A 20,137-nucleotide genomic window follows, 5' to 3' on the forward strand; every position below is an offset into this window, starting at 1 on the left:
AAACTCTTTCCCGAATTAACAGGCTGTAAAACTTCGACCTTAGAGAGAATCATTTCCGTTAAATAATCGCTAACCTGGTTAAATGCTTCCAATCCTTTTCAATGTGCTTCTCTTTAAAAATAGACATTAATTAAACTCATTTAAGCAATGAGTTTCCCTCTCCTACACATTCCCTCACAGCCTCAATGACATCTCTAACATCTTGATCAGTCATCTTCGGAAAAATCGGCAATGTAAGTGCACCCTCATACCAAGCTTCAGCTTTAGGACAAAGCCCGCGTTCATAACCCAATTGTTGATAATAAGGATGCCAATAAACAGGAATGTAGTGGACATGAACTCCAATATTTAATGCACGCAGTTCTTCAAAGATTTGTCGACGTGTTTTCTGTAAATCATTTAACTTTAGTTGAAGCATATACAAATGCCAACCAGAATTCGCATTAGAAAGTTGAATTGGCGTAATCACCTTGTCCCAATTTGCAAAAGCTTCATTATATTGCACAGCGATCTCCCGTCTTCGTTCAATAAAAGCATCTAATTTTTGAATTTGTGAGACCCCTAAAGCTGCTTGAATATCGGTCATTCGATAATTGAATCCAAGGTCAACCATTTCATAATACCAAGGACCTTCATCGCATGATAGATTTTCGTTAGTGATGCCATGGCTGCGAAATCGCTTCAGCTTTTCATAATAGATTTCATTATTTGTTACGATGACGCCACCTTCAGCAGTTGTAATTGGCTTGACTGGATGAAAACTGAACATCGTCATGTCAGCTTGTGTGCCCACTTTCCGTCCGTTGTAATCGGCTCCTAATGAATGTGCCCCATCTTCAATCACCACTAGATTGCGCTCTTTCGCTATTTCTAAGATGGTGTCCATATCCGCCGACTGCCCTGTAAAATCTACAGGCATAATGGCTTTCGTCTTGTCTGTTATCTTTTTCTTAATATCTTGTGGATCAATATTATACGTTTGTTCATCTATATCAGCAAAAATGGGGCGACCACCACAATAAAGCACTGCATTCGAAGTCGCTGCAAATGTGAGTGGCGTTGTAATGACCTCATCTCCCTCAGAAATACCTGCAGCAAAACAAGCACCGTGTAGAGCAGCGGTTCCATTACAAAATGCCACCGCATATTTCGAGCCAACATAGTCGGCTACTGCTTGTTCGAATTCTACTACTTTAGGGCCTTGTGTTAAAAAAGGAGACTTTAATACATCTATAATTTCTTGAATATCTTCGTCTGTTACCCATTGTTTCCCATACGAAAGGAAAATTTCACGTTTTCTCAATGTTGATCATTCCCTTTAGTTAACTATTAGAAGAGCATTTTTAAAATCCCCAACCATATAGTATATTTATGTTACAATAAATGCTCCCAACTCAAAGGAGTTCCAGCTTTCATATCTTTGTTTGAAACCGATTGAAGAATACGATCATAATATTTTGGTTCCAACCCGTAGCCTGGACGAATAACCTTAATATTTTCGTTCGTAAATCTTTCTCCAACTTTAATGTCTTTTGCTACATATAAAGATCGTCTAAATTTTAAAGAAGCTTTCTCCTTTTCTGTCGGTCCATATGTTACTTGTCCCATTGCCTGCCAAGCTCGCTCTGTTTCGATTACTAAAGCTTTCATCTCTTCTGGCTCCATGGAAAAGGCAGAATCTACTCCACCCTCTGCTCTTGAAAGGGTAAAATGTTTTTCTATTACTGTGGCACCTAATGCAACACTCGCAACAGCAACTCCAATCCCCATCGTATGATCAGACAGTCCAACTTGAACATCAAAAAGCTCTCTCATATGAGGGATAGTTGAGATATTCGTATTCTCTGGTGTTGCTGGATAAGTGCTAGTACATTTTAGTAAGATTAAATCTTTGCATCCTGCTTCGCGTGCCGCTCGAACTGTTTCGTCTAACTCTGCCACTGTCGCCATACCTGTAGAAATAATCATTGGCTTACCTGTTGAGGCTACTTTTTTTATCAATGGAATGTCATTGTTTTCAAATGACGCAATTTTATACATCGGTATATCTAACTCTTCTAAGAAATCAACCGCTGTTTCATCAAACGGAGTACTGAATGGAATCATTCCTAGCTCACGAGCACGATCAAAAATAGGTTTATGCCATTCCCATGGAGTATAAGCTTGTTGATACAACTTATAAAGAGAATTCCCTTTCCACAAGCTATCTTTATCATTAATAACAAAATCTGGATTTTCTATATTAAGCGTCATCGTATCAGCAGTATACGTTTGAATTTTCAAAGCATGTGCTCCAGATTTAGCGGCTGCTTCTACAATTGCCAAAGCTCTATCTAATGATTGATTATGATTTCCGGACATTTCTGCGATGATGAATGGTTTATGTCCATTGCCAATGTTCCTATCTAACACAATAATTTCTTTCATGGTATCATCCTCTTTCAAAACTACTTAATAATTTTTCTTCCCAACATGAATGCTTCAGCTGCCTCGACACCGATGTTTGCTCCTCTCCATTTCGCTAAATACTCTAGCGCTTTTATTGATCTAGCATGAGGCCATTCTCTCATTTCATATTCATATGCTTCTAAAGACTTCAATTTCAATTCTAATGTTTGCTCAATATTAATGTACCAATTTGGTTTAAATGCAGGAGCAGACTCTGGTGTCATCCATTCAGTACTAGAAGCTGTTTCAAAATATAACACTTCATCAACATAATGATTTCCTGGAATAGGACGCACAGCTGTTACTACAGCTTCATGAATTCTTCTATGATCAATATTCACATCCCCAATATGATGGGTATAAATAACATTAGGTTTAATATCATTAATTAATTCTTCAACTACTTTGACGATATCTAATCTATCTAAAGAATCCATCCGATTATCTGGAAAATCAAATAATTTTATATGTTGAACCCCTAAAATATCATTTGCATTTTTTGCAGCATTATATAAAATATCAAATTCTTCTGCATGTATATCTCTATTTCTTTTTTTATCTCTACTTGTAATTCCTTCAGCTAAAATGACTGAATAGACAACATCACCCTCTTGAACATGTCTAGCCATTGTTCCACCGCACCCTAATACTTCATCATCTGGATGAGCAGCGATTACTAATACTGTCTTCACTTTATTTTCCTTCTTTCAATTTGATTTTTACATCAGCATGTACATGATCTTTTTTTAAAGAAGCCCTTTCAAATTCAATTATAAAATTACCCACTTCCACAAAGGCTTTAGGATATCCCTCAGCATCAAGCATTCTTATGTAATCAAAAGCTTCTTGTAAGCCCTCAACATTTTCAATATTCCCTTCTTCTGGTGTTCTTCTTGCAAATTCGACCACTTCTCCTTGTTGAGGTTTTGGTTTCGGATCAAATTCAATTATGTATTGAATCATGTCTTCAATTGTATCAGATGCTCTCATATAAATTTCTTCTGCATTTCCAAATAAAGAATAAGACTTTTTTAAATAAATAGGTCCTGCGTCGAGTTCTTTAACACACTGTAAAGCAGAAATTTTTGTCTCGTATATACCTCTTGAAATTAAATTCTGAAGCGGGCTACCTCCTCTTCCAAAAGGTAAATCAGTCATATGAAAAATAACACATTTATATTTAGAATAAATATCCTCTTTGATAATATAAGACCAATGGGGAAAAAAGATATAATATGGATCTATCTCTTCTAAAACTGCTTCATTTAAACTACTCGGATCCGTAATTGTAAAAACTTTAACCTTTTGGTTTTTTTTAAAAATATTATCTGCAATTTTCTCATACCAAGGTTGATTATATGCTATGACGATATTCATTTAGATTAACACCTTCATTGGTTAAATTTTTTTTCAATTCCTCTTTCTTATTCATCCACTCTTCTTTTAATATTCCATATCGAATAATATCTATATAATCACCATTTTTTAAAATTTCTTTTCTAAGATTTCCTTCTTTTATAAATCCCATTTTTTCATGAAAGTTGATGCTCTTAGTGTTTCGTTCCAACACTTCACCTATGACTTTGTGAAATTTCAACTCATTAAATATATACTCTAAACCTAAATACCCCATTGCGCTTCCAGAGCCTTTAGGTACAGAGTCCTCACCAATATAAAACCCCCAATGACATTTATTATTTTTATCATCTATATTATTAAAATATACTAACCCTATTGGTTTATTATCAAATAATAGAACAAAGTAGATATCTGTATCACTGTTGATAATTTTTTCAAACCACCTATTATGATCTTGTAGCTTGATCTTTTCACTGTTATACATCGCTTCTCTTATATGTCTTTTATTTCTCCACTTCCATATAAGTATTTTTTGAGATATAGCTAGTTTTGTCAGCTTATACATTATTGATTACATCCTTGCTCTATAATTTCAGCTATTAATTTGGCTACATACTTTTTGTTATTGGAAAGTAATGACTTAGCAGAATTAGATAATTTGTTTCGTATTTGTTCATTTGAAATAAAATAAAGCATTGCTCTGGCTAAATCACTTTCTGATACTTCTTCTTTTTTTCCAAGATAATATATATGTCCTTCATCATGTAAATCTCTTACGATTGCTTCTTGGTTGTTTGCTATAGTAACAACAATGGTGGGTAATCCAACATAGCACCTTTCATATATAGCTGTTCCTCCAGCTCCTACCGCAAGATCAGCTCTGCTCATAAGCTCAGCGATATTAGATACTTGGCAATGATACTCAATGTTATCCTGTGCATAGCATAGTTCTTCAATCTCTTTTTTATTAGCATTTGTTGTGCCTACTATTACATCGACTCTCACTTCTGATTTGACTAAACTTAAAAAAGCATTTATTGCTTTAATCGTCTCATTAGTCGGGTCGGTACCACCAAAAAATAAAATAATTCTTTCTACTTTTAAACGGCTTGAACTTGGGCTTAACTTATAAAATTCTTCTCTTAACAATACATAATTAGGTCCAAGGAATTTTTTACAGTTAAAGGGTACTTTATTATCATACCGTGATTCTTGATTTTTATAAAAATTTTGATCTAATAGTATGTCGCAAAGGTGATTACGGTCTGCTAAATCATCAATTACCATAATCTTTTTCACATGCTTTTTTATTTGTTTTTCCCAATTAATATCTAACGCATAGTGATCTACAATTAATAAATTAAACTCTTTGTTAGATTGACTAATTATTTCACACGTTTCTTTAGCGTCTTGCTCCATTGATACTTCTAACCACAAAGCATGTTTTAAATAACTCGCATTGCCTTGTTGAATAGTATTATTTTTCTTCAAAATATGTACGCGATATCCTTTTTGTGAAATAAAAGATATTAAGTTACCCTGCAATTCTCGACAAATGAATTCCACACAGATACCTTTTTTTTGTAAAATATCAGCCAAAGTAAGACATCTCATTACATGCCCACTACCTATTTGTGTTGAGGAATCCACCCTTACTAAAATGTTCATTTTACTCACCCTATTTTTTTTGCTCTATATGCTCGTTAATTTTAGACCATTCTTTATGTTCTTCTAGTAAATCCAAAGCATCTCTTAATGTAAAAGAAGACTTTAGTGGGTAGAGATTAGAAATAATTTTAGTAATCAGTTCGAAATCTTCTTCTGTATCTACAGTCCAACGATGTCGACTACTATTATTTGATGATTTGACATTTTTCAGTTGATATTTCTCTGGATTTGTATAAAAATAAGCTGTCACATGTTCTCTATCTCTATATAAATTAGCTTGTTGATATGCTTGCTCTAATGCTTGATAAGAAAACACTTCTGTATCCATCCCCCTAGGAAATGTCCGCTTAAGCGTATTTGATACATAGTCAACGGCCCCTTGATGATTCAAATATACTCGCACTACCTGATCAATCACTTCCGGATCAATAATTGGACAATCAGAAGTTAAACGAACAACGACATCTGCTTTATATACTGTAGCTGCCTCATAATAACGCGATAGTACATCATCTTCTGACCCACGATAAGTGTGAATGCCGAGTTCTTCACATAAATTCACAATAACATCATCACTAGATTTACTTGTGGTAGCTACAACAATTTCATCGATTAACTTTGATCGCTTGACACGTTCTAGTTGGTATTCTAGTAATGTTTTCCCCATTACTTTCTTTAGTATTTTTCCCGGTAGACGGGTTGATCCCATTCTAGCCTGAATAACTGCTACTATTTTCATTAAAATCACCTAACTTTCAATGTGTAAAATTTGACGAAATAGTCTTAGTAATTTTTTATAATCAATAAAAAATCCGGCTCCTCTTTTAACAAATTTAATCTAAAAAAAGAAATGCAGGAACCTCTACATTTCTTCAACTAATTCTCTCAGTTCTTCAACAGTCAGCCATTCAGTATTACTATCGCTTGTATACTTAAATCCATCTGGTAGTGACTGCCCTGCAGCTGTATATTCTTCTGACCACCAAGGGAACTCTGGTTGAATAACATAATAAGTATCAAATTCTTTCGTATGACGAGCATCATCTTCCATAATCATAGCTTCATGTAATTTTTCTCCTGGACGGATACCAATAATATCGATTTCGCATTCAGGAGCAATAGCTCTAGCTAAATCTGTGACTGTCATGCTCGGAATTTTTGGTACAAAAATTTCGCCACCGTGCATACGTTGTAAGTTATCAAGTACAAATTGAACCCCTTGATCAAGAGTAATCCAGAAACGAGTCATGCGTTCATCTGTAATTGGAAGTCGTCCTGTTTCTTTAATCTTCTTAAAGAAAGGAACAACACTACCACGACTACCGACTACATTTCCGTAACGAACAACAGAGAATTTTGTCTCTCTTTCACCAACATAGGAGTTAGCTGCTACGAACAGTTTATCTGAAGCAAGCTTTGTCGCACCGTAAAGATTTACTGGGCTTGCTGCTTTATCCGTGCTAAGCGCAATCACTTTCTTCACATTTCGATCAATAGCTGCCTCAATGATATTTTGAGCTCCATGAATATTCGTTTTAATGGCTTCAAATGGATTATATTCACAAGCTCCTACATGCTTAAGCGCTGCCGCATGAATGACAATATCAACACCGTCAAATGCTCGATATAATCTCTCTTTATCACGAACATCACCAATGAAAAAGCGCATACGCGGGTCAGTAAATTCTTGCGCCATTTCATACTGCTTTAATTCATCACGACTAAATACGATCACTTTTTTTACATTTTGTTGAAGGGCTCTTTTAATGAACTTTTGACCGAATGAACCAGTCCCTCCAGTTACTAATACCGTCTTATTTTCCAAATTCATTGTTCTCATCCTTATTTATGTAATATAAAACTTGTTTTAAACATTCTTGATGTACTCAGCAAAAGGACGATGTTTCCATCCCTTTATGTAAGCTCCTCCCTCAGTACAATTAAAGAACTCCACATCTGTATTGCTTTCAACATATCTTTCAAACCATTTTAAATATACTTGTAAATTTCGCGAAGTGTAAACATACTTCTTTTGGTAATAATCCATTACTTTTAATAAAAATGGTGAATTTTTTATGTTTCTTTGAGCGTGAGTATTCTCAGCATGACTTTTTTGATCCGTAAACGCTAAATCTTGACCGATTAAAGCAATACTTTTTACTCCTAAAGTCACTAATACATCTAAAAGACAAGTAGCCACCGATCCTCCTGTAGCAATCAACGGCTCATTTCTCTTGCCAGCTTCGACTTCAGCTAATGGAAAGCCTTTTTGCCACACGACAAAGCGAGGACCTCGATAATTGATGACCGCCTTTGAACTGGCTGTACTTAAGTAGAAGAGCGGAATTTCAGCTTGTTCAATAGCTAGTTGTTCAGCAATCGCTTCTTTAGGGTCAGCAATCATCACAAAATCCGGTTTAATACCAAATGTAAGCAAAGGAATAAAAGCTGTACCGACACAACCAATGATAAATTCCCCGCTCATTTCTGCTTGCTTTAATAGAGGTAACTGCTTCGTTAAAGAAGGTCCTGCTGACACAAGAACAGCCTTTGTTGAATCTTTAAAATTGAACGCTTTTAACCCTTGATCCTCTAATTGAACATTCTTATAAAAATTCTCAATCAAATCTTGTCCTTGGTCTTTCACCGTTCGTTCTTGAATGAGGTAATTTTCAAGTATATGAACCATTTCTTTAAAGCGATCATCTACCATGTTTAAAGCAGGTTTAAATATAATCATTTCTTCTTTTAGCTCGTTAGCAAGGTCAGACAGATCTGTATTCGAACGAATGACACGAAAGGTAATATTTTCATCTTGTAATAGAGCATCTATTGCTTTTGTTTGGATGATCCAATCATAGAAATATGAATTCAATTCATAAACAACTATTTTTTTATTTGGACAGATTTTTCTAAGCACTTGAATATGATGCCCTGCACCGCATCCAAGCACCATTATCTCCTTTGCTTGGAGCTTTTCTTGCTCAATTCCATTTACCCACTTCGTAGCTTCTTTTAATGGATCATACTTACTATGCAAGTAAAAGTGGTTCTCTGCTTTACACACCTTTACAGTGGGAGCCGTTCTTGTTTCAATTAGTTCGAATTTCAATTGAGTTGACCGTCCATATGTTGAAGTTGTTCAAACCATTTTTTTAACCACTCCAGCACCTCATATTCAAATAAATCACTTAATAATACGAAATCCTTAATTTGAAATGCTTGCTCCATCTCTTCTAGAAGGCCTTTTCTTTCTTCAATATCACTTTCAATCATATATCCAAGTGCTTGTAAGCTGCTTACAGATCGGTTCGTCCATTCTAACCCTTCAAAAATAGACGGTAATAGCTGAAGAGCTTCCTTTTCCTCATTCTTCACTAGAAAGTCTACTTCTTGTTCAACTGCGACAATCAATTTCGGAATATATTCTTTCAAAAATTCAATATTATCTACGATTAATTGTTGATCCACTCTACTCACTCCGTTGCCAGTTCTTTTTTAATATTACTTAATAAGTTTTCATACCACTTTTCCGCTTTTTGCGAAGCGTCTAAAATTCCTTTATATAAAACAACTGATTTATGATAAATCCTCAGATGAGTTTCTTCTTCTGTCTCATTTTCTTTTTCAAGAAAATAATTGTTTACTTGTTTAAATACTTCTCCAAATAAATAAAGCAAAAATTCATCTTCTAGTAATCTCGTTAATTGTTTATCAAGCTTAGATAATTTTTTATTTACTGACTGTTGAAATACCGGGTTTTCAGCATCCATTTTCTCTAAAATCTTCACTGCTTCTTCACTAACATTAATAACTTTCCTATTCTTAAATTTCTCCTTGTGTATCCGTTCATAAAACCTGTTCCACTCTTCTTGACTTCTATTATAATTTATCTCTTCTAACAATGCTTTGATCGAACAAGAAATAGGTGTATGGCAATTTTCACTTAAAAACTGTTGGAATAAAATATGCTCCATTCCATCGATAACAACGCCACCCTCTGTACAATTATAAATTTTAGACGGTTGATCTAACGTATGAACATAATTTATATAATCTTCAAACCCTTTTTTCATTGAAACAAACGGATAATCCGTCCAAACTTCTTCTCCACCGTATCCAATAACAGTGAACATTTTCCTATCTTTAATGAATTGTGGATCAAGCTCTTTTTGTCCTTTATTACCAGCCGCATGAGTACTGTTATCCGTATACGCAAGGTCTTGACCAATTAAACAAATAGGGCCGGTAGTCATTTGATTGGCAATATCTAAACAATAATTAGCAACAGATGCTCCACCTATCACATCATGAATATCATTTTCTATTACCTCATTCGTTAATTTACTTATATTCAGATGGCTTGTATTATTAAAAAATACTTTGCTTCCTTCGTACATTTTTAAAATATCTTTATGTAAGGTAATGGCATAAAATAAAGGTACGTCTAACTGATGTAATTGTTCAAAGTGTTTATAATTGGCTATCCCACCATCAATTGAAACAATCGCATCTGGAATTAGTTCATTTTGTAACAAGGTGTTAATCGTTGAGCCAGCAGATAATAATATAACCTTATCTCGATATTCTTTTAAAAGAGGCAATTGCTTACTTAGTGATGGCCCCCCCGAAGCGATAACAACAGGATGAGTAAATTTCTTGTTAAAGTAATTAAATGGAGTGGATGAAAAAGAAAAATATAAGTTCTCCATAAAGTTCTCTTGCCAACCTTCTGCAAAAAAGCTCCATGTATTTTTATCAACTACATTTAACATTAACATTTCTTTAATTAACAAAATTATTTTTTTCGTAAATAAGGGATATATTTTTTCGAAATTAGGAGATATGATGAGTTGGATTCTATTATTATATGCATTGCAAATTATAGCTAATTTTTTTTCAATTTCCTCAAGCTGTACACCCGTTATGAAATCTACCTTTGTTTCATTTTGAAGATTTTTAAATAAACCGAGGTTTTGCGACTCTTCAAAAACCTTTTCGTTCGGTTCGATAATGATTAAACGATCTTCATTAGATAACTTTTCACACAATTGTTCAGCAATATAACCACCGCTACTGCCTACTAGAATATGAATATAGTGCTTTTTAAAGTTTTTTTCAGCTATTTTACTTGCTTCTCTTTTAGGATCGTATTTACTATTTGTTAAATAACCTTTCACTTTCATGATCGGCAAATTTTGTTTAGATTGAACAACTTCAAATGCAGTATTTATTTCCAATTCTAGTTCTTGGTTATCTATGTGTTTCATTGTCATTCATCCTTCTTTTTAAAAAAAGGCAACCCTAGTAGCTGGTTGCCTTTTATATTGATTAACGTAATAATTGAAGAACGCCTTGTGGCTGTTGGTTTGCTTGAGCTAGCATTGATTGCGCTGCTTGAGAAAGGATGTTATTCTTTGTGAATTCCATCATTTCTTTCGCCATATCAACGTCACGAATACGTGATTCTGCAGCTGTTAAGTTCTCTGCACCTGTATTCAAGTTATTGATTGTATGCTCTAAGCGGTTTTGAACAGAACCTAGGTTTGAACGTTCTTTAGAAACTTTTGTAATAGCGTCATTGATAGCAGTAACAGCTGCTTGAGCATTTGTAGTTGTATCTACTTTGATTGCAGCAGTATTTAATCCCAATGCAGTTGCTGTCATTGTGTTAATATCAAGTTTAATCGTTTGACCTGAATTAGCACCTACTTGGAATGTATAAGATCCTGATGCTGCAATTAACTTCTGTGTATTGAATTCTGTCTCATTAGCAATACGAGAAACTTCGCTTTGTAATTGAGTTAACTCATCAGAAATCGCTGTACGGTCAGCTGTTACGTTTGTATCGTTCGCTGCTTGAACTGATAGTTCACGCATACGTTGAAGGATTTCATGTGTTTCGTTTAGCGCACCTTCAGCTGTTTGGATTAAAGAGATCCCATCTTGAGAGTTACGAGATGCTTGCTCAAGACCGCGGATTTGTCCACGCATTTTTTCTGAGATTGATAGACCTGCAGCATTGTCGCCTGCACGGTTGATGCTTTGACCTGAAGATAATTTCTCCATGTTCTTTTGTGCATTTGCTGAATTCGCTGTAAATTGGCGGTGTGTGTTAAGCGCCGAGATATTGTGGTTAATTCTCATTGGATAGTTCCTCCTTGAATAGGTTGTTCACATCCATGTGAACACTAGTTTTTTGCGGATCGTCCAGGTCGCCCTGTCTTCCCCGTTACATATTTAATATCGGTGAAGAAAAGAGTTATTTAATAGTTTTTTAAAATTTTTTTTGTTTCTAATAGAAAAAAAGAGTCTCGTCACCGAAACTCTTTTTCCACTTATTCTTCAGTTAATTAACGTAATAATTGAAGAACGCCTTGTGGCTGTTGGTTTGCTTGAGCTAGCATTGATTGCGCTGCTTGAGAAAGGATGTTATTCTTTGTGAATTCCATCATTTCTTTCGCCATATCAACGTCACGAATACGTGATTCTGCAGCTGTTAAGTTCTCTGCACCTGTATTCAAGTTATTGATTGTATGCTCTAAGCGGTTTTGAACAGAACCTAGGTTTGAACGTTCTTTAGAAACTTTTGTAATAGCGTCATTGATAGCAGTAACAGCTGCTTGAGCATTTGTAGTTGTATCTACTTTGATTGCAGCAGCACTTAATCCCAATGCAGTTGCTGTCATTGTGTTAATATCAAGTTTAATCGTTTGACCTGAATTAGCACCTACTTGGAATGTATAAGACCCTTTTGATGCGATTAACTTCTGTGTATTGAATTCTGTCTCATTAGCAATACGAGAAACTTCGCTTTGTAATTGAGTTAACTCATCAGAAATCGCTGTACGGTCAGCTGTTACGTTTGTATCGTTCGCTGCTTGAACTGATAGCTCACGCATACGTTGAAGGATTTCATGTGTTTCGTTTAGCGCACCTTCAGCCGTTTGGATTAAAGAGATCCCATCTTGAGAGTTACGAGATGCTTGCTCAAGACCGCGGATTTGTCCACGCATTTTTTCTGAGATTGATAGACCTGCAGCATTGTCGCCTGCACGGTTAATGCTTTGACCTGAAGATAATTTCTCCATGTTCTTTTGTGCATTTGCTGAATTCGCTGTAAATTGGCGGTGTGTGTTAAGCGCCGAGATATTGTGGTTAATTCTCATTGGATAGTTCCTCCTTGAATAGGTCGTTCACATCCATGTGAACACTAGTTTTTTTGCGAGTTGTACAGGTCGGTCGGTCGGCCGCCCTGTCTTCCCCACTACATATTTAATATCGGACGAGAAGAAATTTGTTTAATAGTTTTATAAAAATATTTTTGTTTTTTCTTTGTCAAACATACGAACGGTTAAAAAAAGTAAAACCGTCTTGATGTTGACGTTCTTTTTATGGCTAATTTATTTTTCCGCTAATAAATTAAATACATTTTTAATCTCAACTGCTGCCGACTGGTTTTCTTCTAAAATGGAGAGATACACTTCTTTCCGATGAATATCGACATGCTTTGGCGCGTTAATGCCAAGTTTGACTTGGTCGCCTTTGATGCTGATGACGGTCAGTTCAATGTCGTCGCCTATTTGGATGGCTTCTCCTGTTTTTCTTGTTAGGACTAGCATACTGGCTCACTCCTTTTTAGCGCCAACCGGGAAGATGGCATGACGCGTTTCATAGCGGCTATCATTTAAAATGGTTTGCTTTGCCTTGTTGTTTTTCGTATTCACAACAATCGGTGCTTGTAAGTTAGCTGTTGTTTTCTCAAAAGGATCTTGAACCGTTAAGATTGTATAGATAGCTGCTTCCTCCGCTTGATCTAACCGTAATGCATCGATAGCTACCTCATCCAATTGAAACTCATAGTCTGGAAAGAAAGCAAATGGACTGGTAACAACAAAACCAAGATTCGGTGTGTTCGTTGATTGCAAAATAAAAAATACGTCGTTGTCAGGGAGTGCAAGCAGAATGAATTGTTTTTCCTCCGCAAAGCCAGGAATTCCTTGAGTAAATGTCCATATCTTTTCTTCCTGAATCTCAACCTGTCCGTGATATTTTGTTTCAATGATCATTGTGTATCACGATCCTTCACTTATATTTCTATCTCAAAATTCATATTTTTAAACTTTAAATTGACAAAATCAATATCTAATGATTCTCGCTGATTCATATCTGTTGTTACTTCACCTGGTTGATAATCAATAATCGGCTTTTGTGCTTTTGTATTGTTAATAACCTTTTTCGGCTCCCAGTGGATCTCAAGCGTTTTTGGTTTATGGTTATTTTTCACACTAAAATGCGGTGGAACCCAGCCGAGGTGAAGTTGTTTTGGCTCCTTCTCGCTATTGCGCTTTGCAATATCTTCTAGCGCTTTTCCACCATGTTCAATTTTCATTAGCTGATCACCGTCTTGTGCTCTTCTAGCGATACCTGCTAAGAAATCTTGATAACCATTTTGAGCATACTCTTCAATCCGTCTAAAGATATGCTTTAAATCCATTGCTTCCCAAGCTGCTGTTTGGTCAATGGAAAGTTGAGCTGGTGTTGTTTCAATTGTCATTTCCGCTTTCGGTTGTTCAATATCTAGTTGAGCTTGTGGTTGTTCAATTGATTGAACAGGCTTTTGTATCGTTAACTCAATTTGAGCAAATTGGCTGTTCATTCTAATTTGTGGCAATTTCATTTCCTTTCACCTCACAAAGAAAAGCTATCCCCTGTGGAATAGCTTAGCGTAAAAAGTCCAGTAAAGATGGTTGAATAATACGTGCTCCCACACCAAGGGCAGCGCGGTGAACACTTTCTTGAGTTATTAAGTCGGTAATGACTCGCTCAATATCGGCATCCTCATTGTCTGATAACATCCGAGTAGCTGTTACTTCTTGTTCTAGCACACGTTCCTCCATTAACTCAATACGGTTCATCCGTGCTCCTAATTCTGCTCGAGCGTTCGTTATCTTGTCAATATGCTTGTCTAATTTACCAAGAAAGCCGGTTAAGTCTTCGCCAGAGGTTGTTGGTGATTCTAATTTATTCATTAAATCCTCGATATCCGTTAATAGATCAGGGCTAAAGGCTGTTCCCGGACTGATGTTCACTGGAATTTCAACACCTTTTGATAATTCAATAATTACTGGATTTGTATTAGTTGAAATAGTATCCGTTCCTGCTGGGATTGGCGGGTTAGTCGTATCCGTACCGTTAAAAATATATTTATCGCCAACTTTTGTATTAATAATATCTTTTAAATGCTCTTTTAATTGTTCTATTTCTTGCTTCATCGCTACTCTTTGTGTTTCTTCATACGTATCATTACTAGCTTGATTGGTCAATTCTCTTATACGTTGAAGCGCTAATGTCGCTTTATCTAAAGCAGAATCGGTATTTTCTACCCAATTATACGCTTCATCGAAATTTCGTTTATATTGCTCGACTTCCATTAAACCTGTTCGGTAAGCAATACCTTTCATCGCCACAACTGGATCATCCGACGGACGGTTAATCTTCTTGCCTGTCGCCAGTTGATCTTGATATTTCCCCATTTTCTCATAGCTAGAGCTTAAGTTTTTCACCATATTGTTTGAAAGCATTGATTGTGTAATTCTCATGACTGTTACTCACCACCTATTTTTTTATAATCCGACTCGGCCCATCCCATTAATAATTTTATCTAGCATTTCATCCACAGCCGTAATATTTCGCGCTGCCGCATTATAAGCATGCTGAAAGCGAATCATATCCGTAAATTCTTCGTCCAAAGACACGGAACTAATCGATTGACGATTTCCTTCGATTGACTGAAGTAATATTGCATTATTAGATGCTTGTCTTTTTGCTTCTTGTGTGTCTACACCTAGTCTTCCAACCATTCCTTGATAGAATGCGTCAACAGTTGTATTACCTAAACCTGCAAGAGGCTTCTCCTTAACTTTGGCTAATGCCAATGCATTAGAACCATCACCTTTTTCTCCAGGTTTCGTACCTGCTGCAATTTCATTAGGATCCTTAATTGCCACACCGATATTGGCAGCCGCTCCCTTTTCGCTTGTTACGCCATCGAAAAACGGCTTCCCTTTTGCTCCATTCAAATCAACACCTTGCTCATGTTGCTCGTTGAATGCTTTCGCAAACTCATAAGCCATCTTATCTAACTGTTTCAGCATTTCAGGGTATGCGCCTTCATCCGCACCATATCCAAATGTTTCAATAATTCCTTTTAATTTACCTGGCGAGAAATCTGAAACACTAATTGCTGCTCCATTTAAAGTAATGTTTTGAATGTTATCATTAATCTCCAATACACCATCCCCATTAAGGTCTGTTGCTGGGTCTATTCCGATAACACTAGGTTTATCTCCAATAACTAGGTCACCTTGTTCAGAACCATCTTTCCCAATTAATTTAATGTTATATTGTCCTTCGGCTATTGGTGAGGCATTTCCTTCAGGCGGTGTTTTTGGTGGTACTTTCTCGACTTTAATATTTACATACTTAGATAGTTGATCAACTAAATTATCACGGCGATCGTATAAATCATTCGGTAAATAACCATGAGGCTCGATTTCTCCAATTTGCTTGTTCACATCACTAATTTGTTTAAGTAAAGAGTTAATCTCTTTAACACTTACACCAATTTCATTTCCTAAATCTTTTTTTATTGTAGTAAGAGAATTGTAAACATAGTGAAAAGTATCCGCCACTGCTTTTCCACGCTCTAGTACAACTGTACGGGGTCCTCCACTTTCCGGATTACCACTTAAATCATGTAACGATTGCCAAAATTGACCCATGACTTTCGAAATTCCATCTGTAGAAAATTCATTAAGAATTCCCTCCATTTGTGATAAAGCTGAAGCTTTAGCCTCGTAATAACCTAGTGTCTGATTTTGTCCGCGAAACTGGGTATCTAAAAAGCCATCCCTCACTCGCTGCACAGATCCTGCCTCCACTCCTGTTCCCATTTGTCCAGGAATTTGTGAGCGATTCATTCCTACGCCAGGATAAGGTTGAGTCGTTTGAAAGTTGACTCGTTGGCGTGTGTAGCCTGGTGTGTTGGCATTTGAAATGTTATGACCGGTTGTGTATAAAGCACTTTGTTGTGTAAACATGCCGCGTTTGGCGGTTTCTAATCCATGAAAAGTAGATCGCATGTTGATCCTCCCATTTTTTGGTTAGTTTTCATTAGAAGAAGCGGTGTATTTTTTCACCGCTTCAATTGTTTAGGCTTGTGAGTCAAACATTGAACGCTTCGGCTGTCCGGTTTGTCCTTGAGTCGGATGGCTATACGTTGCATGTTCTGGTTGTGGTCTCATGAGACTCATGCTCATGTTGACAAACTGCAAGGATTGATAGATCAGCTGCTGGTTTAGCTCATTTTGTTCTTTGAGCTTTGTGACTTTTGCTGCTAGCTGTTCTTTCATAGCTTGAAGTTTGAGTTTTTCTTGTTCGGTGACTACTTCTTGACAATCGGTAAGCGTCGCATCTGCTTTTCCTGTCAGTTCAACTGCCAGCTGTTGCCGCTCTTTTTCCATTGTATTAATAGCAGCGACATATTTCTGCTCTTCCTTGAGCAATTGATCGAGTCCGTTCATATCGTTTTGTTTAATAATGTCTGTTTTCTTTTCTGCTAGCGTATAGAGCATCTCATGCAGGCGGTTCATTGTGTCTAGTACGTCGATTAATTTTGGTGCAGACATGATGTCTCCCTCTGCTTTCTTGGCGGTGGGCCGCTAGTTATTCATGGTTTTCTGAAAAAATTGATAAGTCCTTTGGCGATGTGTTCCGGATTCGGCTGATACTCCCCAGTAGCCACTTGCTGTTTCAGGCTAGAAATTTTCTCCTTACGCGCTTCTAACACTTTAGAGGCTTCTTGCATTTCCTTCGCTGCGGACGAAATTTCGAGCTTATCTGCTTGCATCCCGGAAAGCTTCTTATTTTCTTCTTGTTTGTTCAATTGCTTTTGGTATGGGTTGATTCCGGATACGCCTGTTCGTTGAATTTTCAATGCATATCCCTCGCTTTCTGATTTCCGTTTTACTACTATTTTTCCTTTATATCGGCAAAAAGAAATGAAAGTTTAGTGACATTTACTAAGCTGATTTTCCTATTTTCCCTATTTAAAACTTTTTTTATTGACGGCATAGTAAGTCGTTTGACGCTCATTCTCTTGTTTCTCTTCTCGAAACTTTTCTTCTCGCTTCAATTGTTTTATATCATCTTCAATTTGTTGTGTGCATTTCGCACAAAGCTTTCCTCTACTAATGATCGCTCCGCAACGGTCACATGGATAGCCCATGTTCGGAAAATGAGTCGCATGTAGACGACCTTTCTTCATCCATTTATGAATGAGCTCTTCGTCTACTCCTGTCACCTCTACAACACGCTCAATCGTTGCGGCACGATTTTCCCGTTGGCGCAAAAATTTATACACTTTTTCATACATTTGTTCTTCTTCCTTGGCACATTTCGAACATACATCGCGAAATGCATTGCTCATATATAGGTCACCACAGCGGGGACAATTAACGATTTCACTCATGGTCATTCCTCCAACTACTTTCTTCTATAGCTAATTTACCCTCGAATGAGTGTAAAGGAGCAGACTTCCTTGGCTCCTGCTTCCCTTAGTAGTTTGGCTGCCTGTCTAAGCGTAGAGCCTGTAGTATATATATCGTCAAAAATTAATATTTTTTCATCTTGGCAATCATTTTTTTCATTTAAACGAAACACTTGCTTGGCATTGATGCGCTCTATTCGTGATTTCTTTGACTGTTTTTCCGTATGCACCCGCTCCATCATTTCCGTTACTTGGATGCCTGCTTCGGTTGCTAATGCCTTTGCTTGGTTAAATCCCCTCTCACGAAGCCGCTCATCACTTAATGGAATAACAGTCGCTTGATCATAATCTAGCTTTTCTATCACTCGGCGAATATCCGCTGCAAAGCTACGAGCGAGCACATAATCGCCGCGATATTTAAAGCGTGCGACCCACTCCTTCATTGCGTCATTGTAGATAAATATAGAGATGTTTTTTTCTAGTACTCCTTGAAATAACGGGTCCTGTTCCCAGTGCAAGCAATCTTGACACCATCCATCCTTTTTATACGCATCCTCGAGTTCATCAAGCGGCCGCGAACATTTTTGACAGCGTTCACCTTCAATTCGCACAAACATTTCCCGGCATTTGTCGCACAGCTCGGTCGCTTCCTCTATGCATAAAAACTGGCGCCAATTCAATTGTAACATCGTTTCCTGATGGCACAATAAGCATCTACTCATCCGTCAATCAGCCCCCTCTCCCGTCCTTCCTTGTTCATCGCTTCAATATGAGCGATCGCTCGTAGCATCGCTTTCGTGCGACCAAAGTGAAAAAATGTGACAACCCCATCTGGAAAATCAGCACTTCGCCCGGCCCGACCAGCGATTTGCACGAGTGCACTTTCAGTGAAAATATCATCCTCCGCCCCGATCACCGCCACATCAATATTCGGAAAGGTCACGCCTCGTTCCAAAATTGTTGTCGTTAAAAGTAAGAGGAGCTTTTTTTCTCGCATAAGAGCGACTTTTTCTTTTCTTTCGGGATCTTCGGCATGAACAGCTTGAATATGCGGGTCTAACTGTTGAAAAATGGGCAAAGCTTGTTCCATTAGGTCAATATGAGGGAAAAAGAGGAGTGCTTGTTTATCTGAGGCAAGTCGAGACTTCACCCAATCTTCCACTTTTGGTGGGATTTTCCCTTTGATGAAGGCCTTTTGCCAGCGGCCACACCAACGCACTTGCGGGACTGGTAGCGGATAACGATGAAAACGTGCAGAGATCTTCGTATGATTTCTTTTACCCAATTTACATTCTAATTGCCATTGTTCGTTCGGAGTCGCTGTTAAATAAATGAGGGCCGAGTTTGGCTTGCGGGATTTGTGGACTGCAAACTGTAACGCGGGATCATAGAAGTAAGGGAAGGCATCGACTTCATCGACAATCATCACATCAAATGCTTCTTGAAAACGGAAAAGCTGATGCGTTGTCGTGACAACGAGGGAGCTATATTTATGACGATCGGGGCTGCCACCGTAAAGAGCAGCGACACCAACAGTCGGAAAGACCTTTTGTAGCCTTGGAGCCAACTCTAGCACGACATCCGTTCTTGGTGTGGCGATGCACACTCGTTTTTTTGCTTGCAGAGCCGTTTCAATACCACGGAATAACACCTCTGTTTTTCCAGCGCCGCATACCGCCCAAATCAGCCACTCACTATTTTCTTCCACCGCCTCGACGACTGCATCAGAAGCTACAAGCTGCCCTTTCGACAACTGACCTTCCCAATTCAATCGACCATCTTCACGCTTGATCGGAGCTGAGCCCGTCCAGCACACAAGCCGAGAACACTCCGACACTCGCCCCATCATTAAACAATGACGGCAATACGTGCACATTTGACCACAGCGGGCACATGGGAATGAAGCAAAAAGTTCATCGTTATGATTGCCACATCTAGCACAGTGATATTGATTTTTTTCTTTGAACACACCTTGGAGAAATTGAACAGGTTGATCCTGAAGGGGAAAGGGGATTTCTTCTTGAAGCAATAATCGCCCGGAGAGGAAGAAAGACAACTCTTGATTCATGTAGTCAACTCCTTACATATAATTTTGTCTTACATTAGTAGTAT

Annotated in this window: 23 protein-coding genes; all 23 read right to left on the minus strand. The window is 37.3% G+C overall.

What is annotated here, in order from left to right; genetic code table 11:
* Positions 1 to 136: 136 nt before the first annotated feature.
* Positions 137 to 1,303, minus strand: a complete 1,167-nt coding sequence (gene pseC, locus WDJ61_RS16310; protein ID WP_338751601.1) for a UDP-4-amino-4,6-dideoxy-N-acetyl-beta-L-altrosamine transaminase — start codon at positions 1,301 to 1,303, stop codon at positions 137 to 139.
* A gap of 71 nt (positions 1,304 to 1,374) precedes the next feature.
* Entirely contained in the window at positions 1,375 to 2,427 is a 1,053-nt protein-coding gene (pseI, locus tag WDJ61_RS16315; protein WP_338751603.1) for a pseudaminic acid synthase, read from the minus strand.
* 20 nt (positions 2,428 to 2,447) lie between these two features.
* Positions 2,448 to 3,140 (minus strand): PIG-L family deacetylase, encoded by a 693-nt coding sequence (locus WDJ61_RS16320; protein ID WP_338751605.1) that lies wholly within the window; start codon positions 3,138 to 3,140, stop codon positions 2,448 to 2,450.
* 1 nt (position 3,141) lies between these two features.
* Positions 3,142 to 3,825, minus strand: a complete 684-nt coding sequence (locus tag WDJ61_RS16325; protein WP_338751607.1) for a methionyl-tRNA formyltransferase — start codon at positions 3,823 to 3,825, stop codon at positions 3,142 to 3,144.
* Positions 3,803 to 4,372 (minus strand): UDP-4-amino-4,6-dideoxy-N-acetyl-beta-L-altrosamine N-acetyltransferase, encoded by a 570-nt coding sequence (gene pseH, locus WDJ61_RS16330; protein WP_338751609.1) that lies wholly within the window; start codon positions 4,370 to 4,372, stop codon positions 3,803 to 3,805. The genes WDJ61_RS16325 and pseH overlap by 23 nt, the downstream gene beginning before the upstream one ends.
* Complete coding sequence (gene pseG / locus WDJ61_RS16335; RefSeq protein WP_338751611.1) at positions 4,372 to 5,475, minus strand: UDP-2,4-diacetamido-2,4,6-trideoxy-beta-L-altropyranose hydrolase; 1,104 nt, start codon at positions 5,473 to 5,475, stop codon at positions 4,372 to 4,374. Before pseG ends, pseH begins: the two co-directional genes overlap by 1 nt.
* Positions 5,476 to 5,485: 10 nt before the next feature.
* The gene (locus WDJ61_RS16340; RefSeq protein ID WP_338751613.1) at positions 5,486 to 6,214 is read right to left on the minus strand and encodes a glycosyltransferase family protein; all 729 of its coding nucleotides are present in this window, start codon (positions 6,212 to 6,214) and stop codon (positions 5,486 to 5,488) included.
* A gap of 123 nt (positions 6,215 to 6,337) precedes the next feature.
* Complete coding sequence (pseB, locus tag WDJ61_RS16345; protein ID WP_338751615.1) at positions 6,338 to 7,306, minus strand: UDP-N-acetylglucosamine 4,6-dehydratase (inverting); 969 nt, start codon at positions 7,304 to 7,306, stop codon at positions 6,338 to 6,340.
* 36 nt (positions 7,307 to 7,342) lie between these two features.
* Positions 7,343 to 8,587 (minus strand): motility associated factor glycosyltransferase family protein, encoded by a 1,245-nt coding sequence (locus WDJ61_RS16350; protein ID WP_338751617.1) that lies wholly within the window; start codon positions 8,585 to 8,587, stop codon positions 7,343 to 7,345.
* Positions 8,584 to 8,946: a hypothetical protein gene (locus WDJ61_RS16355; RefSeq protein ID WP_338751619.1), complete on the minus strand. Its 363-nt coding sequence runs from the start codon at positions 8,944 to 8,946 to the stop codon at positions 8,584 to 8,586. Before WDJ61_RS16355 ends, WDJ61_RS16350 begins: the two co-directional genes overlap by 4 nt.
* Positions 8,947 to 8,951: 5 nt before the next feature.
* Entirely contained in the window at positions 8,952 to 10,745 is a 1,794-nt protein-coding gene (locus WDJ61_RS16360; RefSeq protein ID WP_338751621.1) for a motility associated factor glycosyltransferase family protein, read from the minus strand.
* A 61-nt stretch (positions 10,746 to 10,806) separates the two neighbouring features.
* A complete protein-coding gene (hag, locus tag WDJ61_RS16365; RefSeq protein WP_338751623.1) occupies positions 10,807 to 11,622 on the minus strand; it encodes a flagellin Hag in 816 nt (271 codons plus the stop codon).
* 206 nt (positions 11,623 to 11,828) lie between these two features.
* On the minus strand, positions 11,829 to 12,644 hold the full coding sequence (hag, locus tag WDJ61_RS16370) for a flagellin Hag (protein ID WP_338751625.1): 816 nt from the start codon (positions 12,642 to 12,644) through the stop codon (positions 11,829 to 11,831).
* Between the two features lie 234 nt (positions 12,645 to 12,878).
* A complete protein-coding gene (gene csrA, locus WDJ61_RS16375; protein WP_338751627.1) occupies positions 12,879 to 13,097 on the minus strand; it encodes a carbon storage regulator CsrA in 219 nt (72 codons plus the stop codon).
* 6 nt (positions 13,098 to 13,103) lie between these two features.
* A complete protein-coding gene (fliW, locus tag WDJ61_RS16380; RefSeq protein WP_338751629.1) occupies positions 13,104 to 13,544 on the minus strand; it encodes a flagellar assembly protein FliW in 441 nt (146 codons plus the stop codon).
* A gap of 20 nt (positions 13,545 to 13,564) precedes the next feature.
* Complete coding sequence (locus tag WDJ61_RS16385; protein WP_338751631.1) at positions 13,565 to 14,155, minus strand: DUF6470 family protein; 591 nt, start codon at positions 14,153 to 14,155, stop codon at positions 13,565 to 13,567.
* 43 nt (positions 14,156 to 14,198) lie between these two features.
* Positions 14,199 to 15,077: a flagellar hook-associated protein FlgL gene (gene flgL / locus WDJ61_RS16390; protein ID WP_338751633.1), complete on the minus strand. Its 879-nt coding sequence runs from the start codon at positions 15,075 to 15,077 to the stop codon at positions 14,199 to 14,201.
* 24 nt (positions 15,078 to 15,101) lie between these two features.
* Positions 15,102 to 16,619 carry a flagellar hook-associated protein FlgK gene (gene flgK / locus WDJ61_RS16395; protein WP_338751635.1) on the minus strand — a complete coding sequence of 506 codons (1,518 nt, stop codon included), beginning with the start codon at positions 16,617 to 16,619 and terminating at the stop codon, positions 15,102 to 15,104.
* A gap of 69 nt (positions 16,620 to 16,688) precedes the next feature.
* Entirely contained in the window at positions 16,689 to 17,165 is a 477-nt protein-coding gene (locus tag WDJ61_RS16400; RefSeq protein WP_338751637.1) for a flagellar protein FlgN, read from the minus strand.
* 41 nt (positions 17,166 to 17,206) lie between these two features.
* Complete coding sequence (gene flgM / locus WDJ61_RS16405; protein WP_338751639.1) at positions 17,207 to 17,473, minus strand: flagellar biosynthesis anti-sigma factor FlgM; 267 nt, start codon at positions 17,471 to 17,473, stop codon at positions 17,207 to 17,209.
* A gap of 108 nt (positions 17,474 to 17,581) precedes the next feature.
* Entirely contained in the window at positions 17,582 to 18,007 is a 426-nt protein-coding gene (locus WDJ61_RS16410) for a TIGR03826 family flagellar region protein (RefSeq protein ID WP_338751641.1), read from the minus strand.
* A 35-nt stretch (positions 18,008 to 18,042) separates the two neighbouring features.
* Positions 18,043 to 18,747: a ComF family protein gene (locus WDJ61_RS16415; protein ID WP_338751643.1), complete on the minus strand. Its 705-nt coding sequence runs from the start codon at positions 18,745 to 18,747 to the stop codon at positions 18,043 to 18,045.
* Positions 18,744 to 20,093, minus strand: coding sequence for a DEAD/DEAH box helicase (locus WDJ61_RS16420; RefSeq protein ID WP_338751645.1), 1,350 nt, complete (start codon positions 20,091 to 20,093; stop codon positions 18,744 to 18,746). The genes WDJ61_RS16415 and WDJ61_RS16420 overlap by 4 nt, the downstream gene beginning before the upstream one ends.
* Positions 20,094 to 20,137 lie beyond the last annotated feature (44 nt).

The organism is Bacillus sp. FJAT-52991, assembly GCF_037201805.1.
GTDB classification, from domain to species: domain Bacteria; phylum Bacillota; class Bacilli; order Bacillales; family Domibacillaceae; genus Bacillus_CE; species Bacillus_CE kandeliae.

What these genes read in the sequence shown, in the direction of transcription:
- WDJ61_RS16360 (WP_338751621.1), bottom strand. Translation starts at nt 10,745, where the DNA reads ATGAAACACATAGATAACCAAGAACTAGAATTGGAAATAAATACTGCA.
- fliW (WP_338751629.1), bottom strand. Translation starts at nt 13,544, where the DNA reads ATGATCATTGAAACAAAATATCACGGACAGGTTGAGATTCAGGAAGAA.
- pseH (WP_338751609.1), bottom strand. Translation starts at nt 4,372, where the DNA reads ATGTATAAGCTGACAAAACTAGCTATATCTCAAAAAATACTTATATGG.
- hag (WP_338751623.1), bottom strand. Translation starts at nt 11,622, where the DNA reads ATGAGAATTAACCACAATATCTCGGCGCTTAACACACACCGCCAATTT.
- WDJ61_RS16340 (WP_338751613.1), bottom strand. Translation starts at nt 6,214, where the DNA reads ATGAAAATAGTAGCAGTTATTCAGGCTAGAATGGGATCAACCCGTCTA.
- pseI (WP_338751603.1), bottom strand. Translation starts at nt 2,427, where the DNA reads ATGAAAGAAATTATTGTGTTAGATAGGAACATTGGCAATGGACATAAA.
- pseB (WP_338751615.1), bottom strand. Translation starts at nt 7,306, where the DNA reads ATGAATTTGGAAAATAAGACGGTATTAGTAACTGGAGGGACTGGTTCA.
- csrA (WP_338751627.1), bottom strand. Translation starts at nt 13,097, where the DNA reads ATGCTAGTCCTAACAAGAAAAACAGGAGAAGCCATCCAAATAGGCGAC.
- WDJ61_RS16415 (WP_338751643.1), bottom strand. Translation starts at nt 18,747, where the DNA reads ATGAGTAGATGCTTATTGTGCCATCAGGAAACGATGTTACAATTGAAT.
- flgK (WP_338751635.1), bottom strand. Translation starts at nt 16,619, where the DNA reads ATGCGATCTACTTTTCATGGATTAGAAACCGCCAAACGCGGCATGTTT.
- WDJ61_RS16325 (WP_338751607.1), bottom strand. Translation starts at nt 3,825, where the DNA reads ATGAATATCGTCATAGCATATAATCAACCTTGGTATGAGAAAATTGCA.
- WDJ61_RS16410 (WP_338751641.1), bottom strand. Translation starts at nt 18,007, where the DNA reads ATGAGTGAAATCGTTAATTGTCCCCGCTGTGGTGACCTATATATGAGC.
- flgL (WP_338751633.1), bottom strand. Translation starts at nt 15,077, where the DNA reads ATGAGAATTACACAATCAATGCTTTCAAACAATATGGTGAAAAACTTA.
- pseG (WP_338751611.1), bottom strand. Translation starts at nt 5,475, where the DNA reads ATGAACATTTTAGTAAGGGTGGATTCCTCAACACAAATAGGTAGTGGG.
- WDJ61_RS16400 (WP_338751637.1), bottom strand. Translation starts at nt 17,165, where the DNA reads ATGTCTGCACCAAAATTAATCGACGTACTAGACACAATGAACCGCCTG.
- hag (WP_338751625.1), bottom strand. Translation starts at nt 12,644, where the DNA reads ATGAGAATTAACCACAATATCTCGGCGCTTAACACACACCGCCAATTT.
- WDJ61_RS16385 (WP_338751631.1), bottom strand. Translation starts at nt 14,155, where the DNA reads ATGAAATTGCCACAAATTAGAATGAACAGCCAATTTGCTCAAATTGAG.
- WDJ61_RS16420 (WP_338751645.1), bottom strand. Translation starts at nt 20,093, where the DNA reads ATGAATCAAGAGTTGTCTTTCTTCCTCTCCGGGCGATTATTGCTTCAA.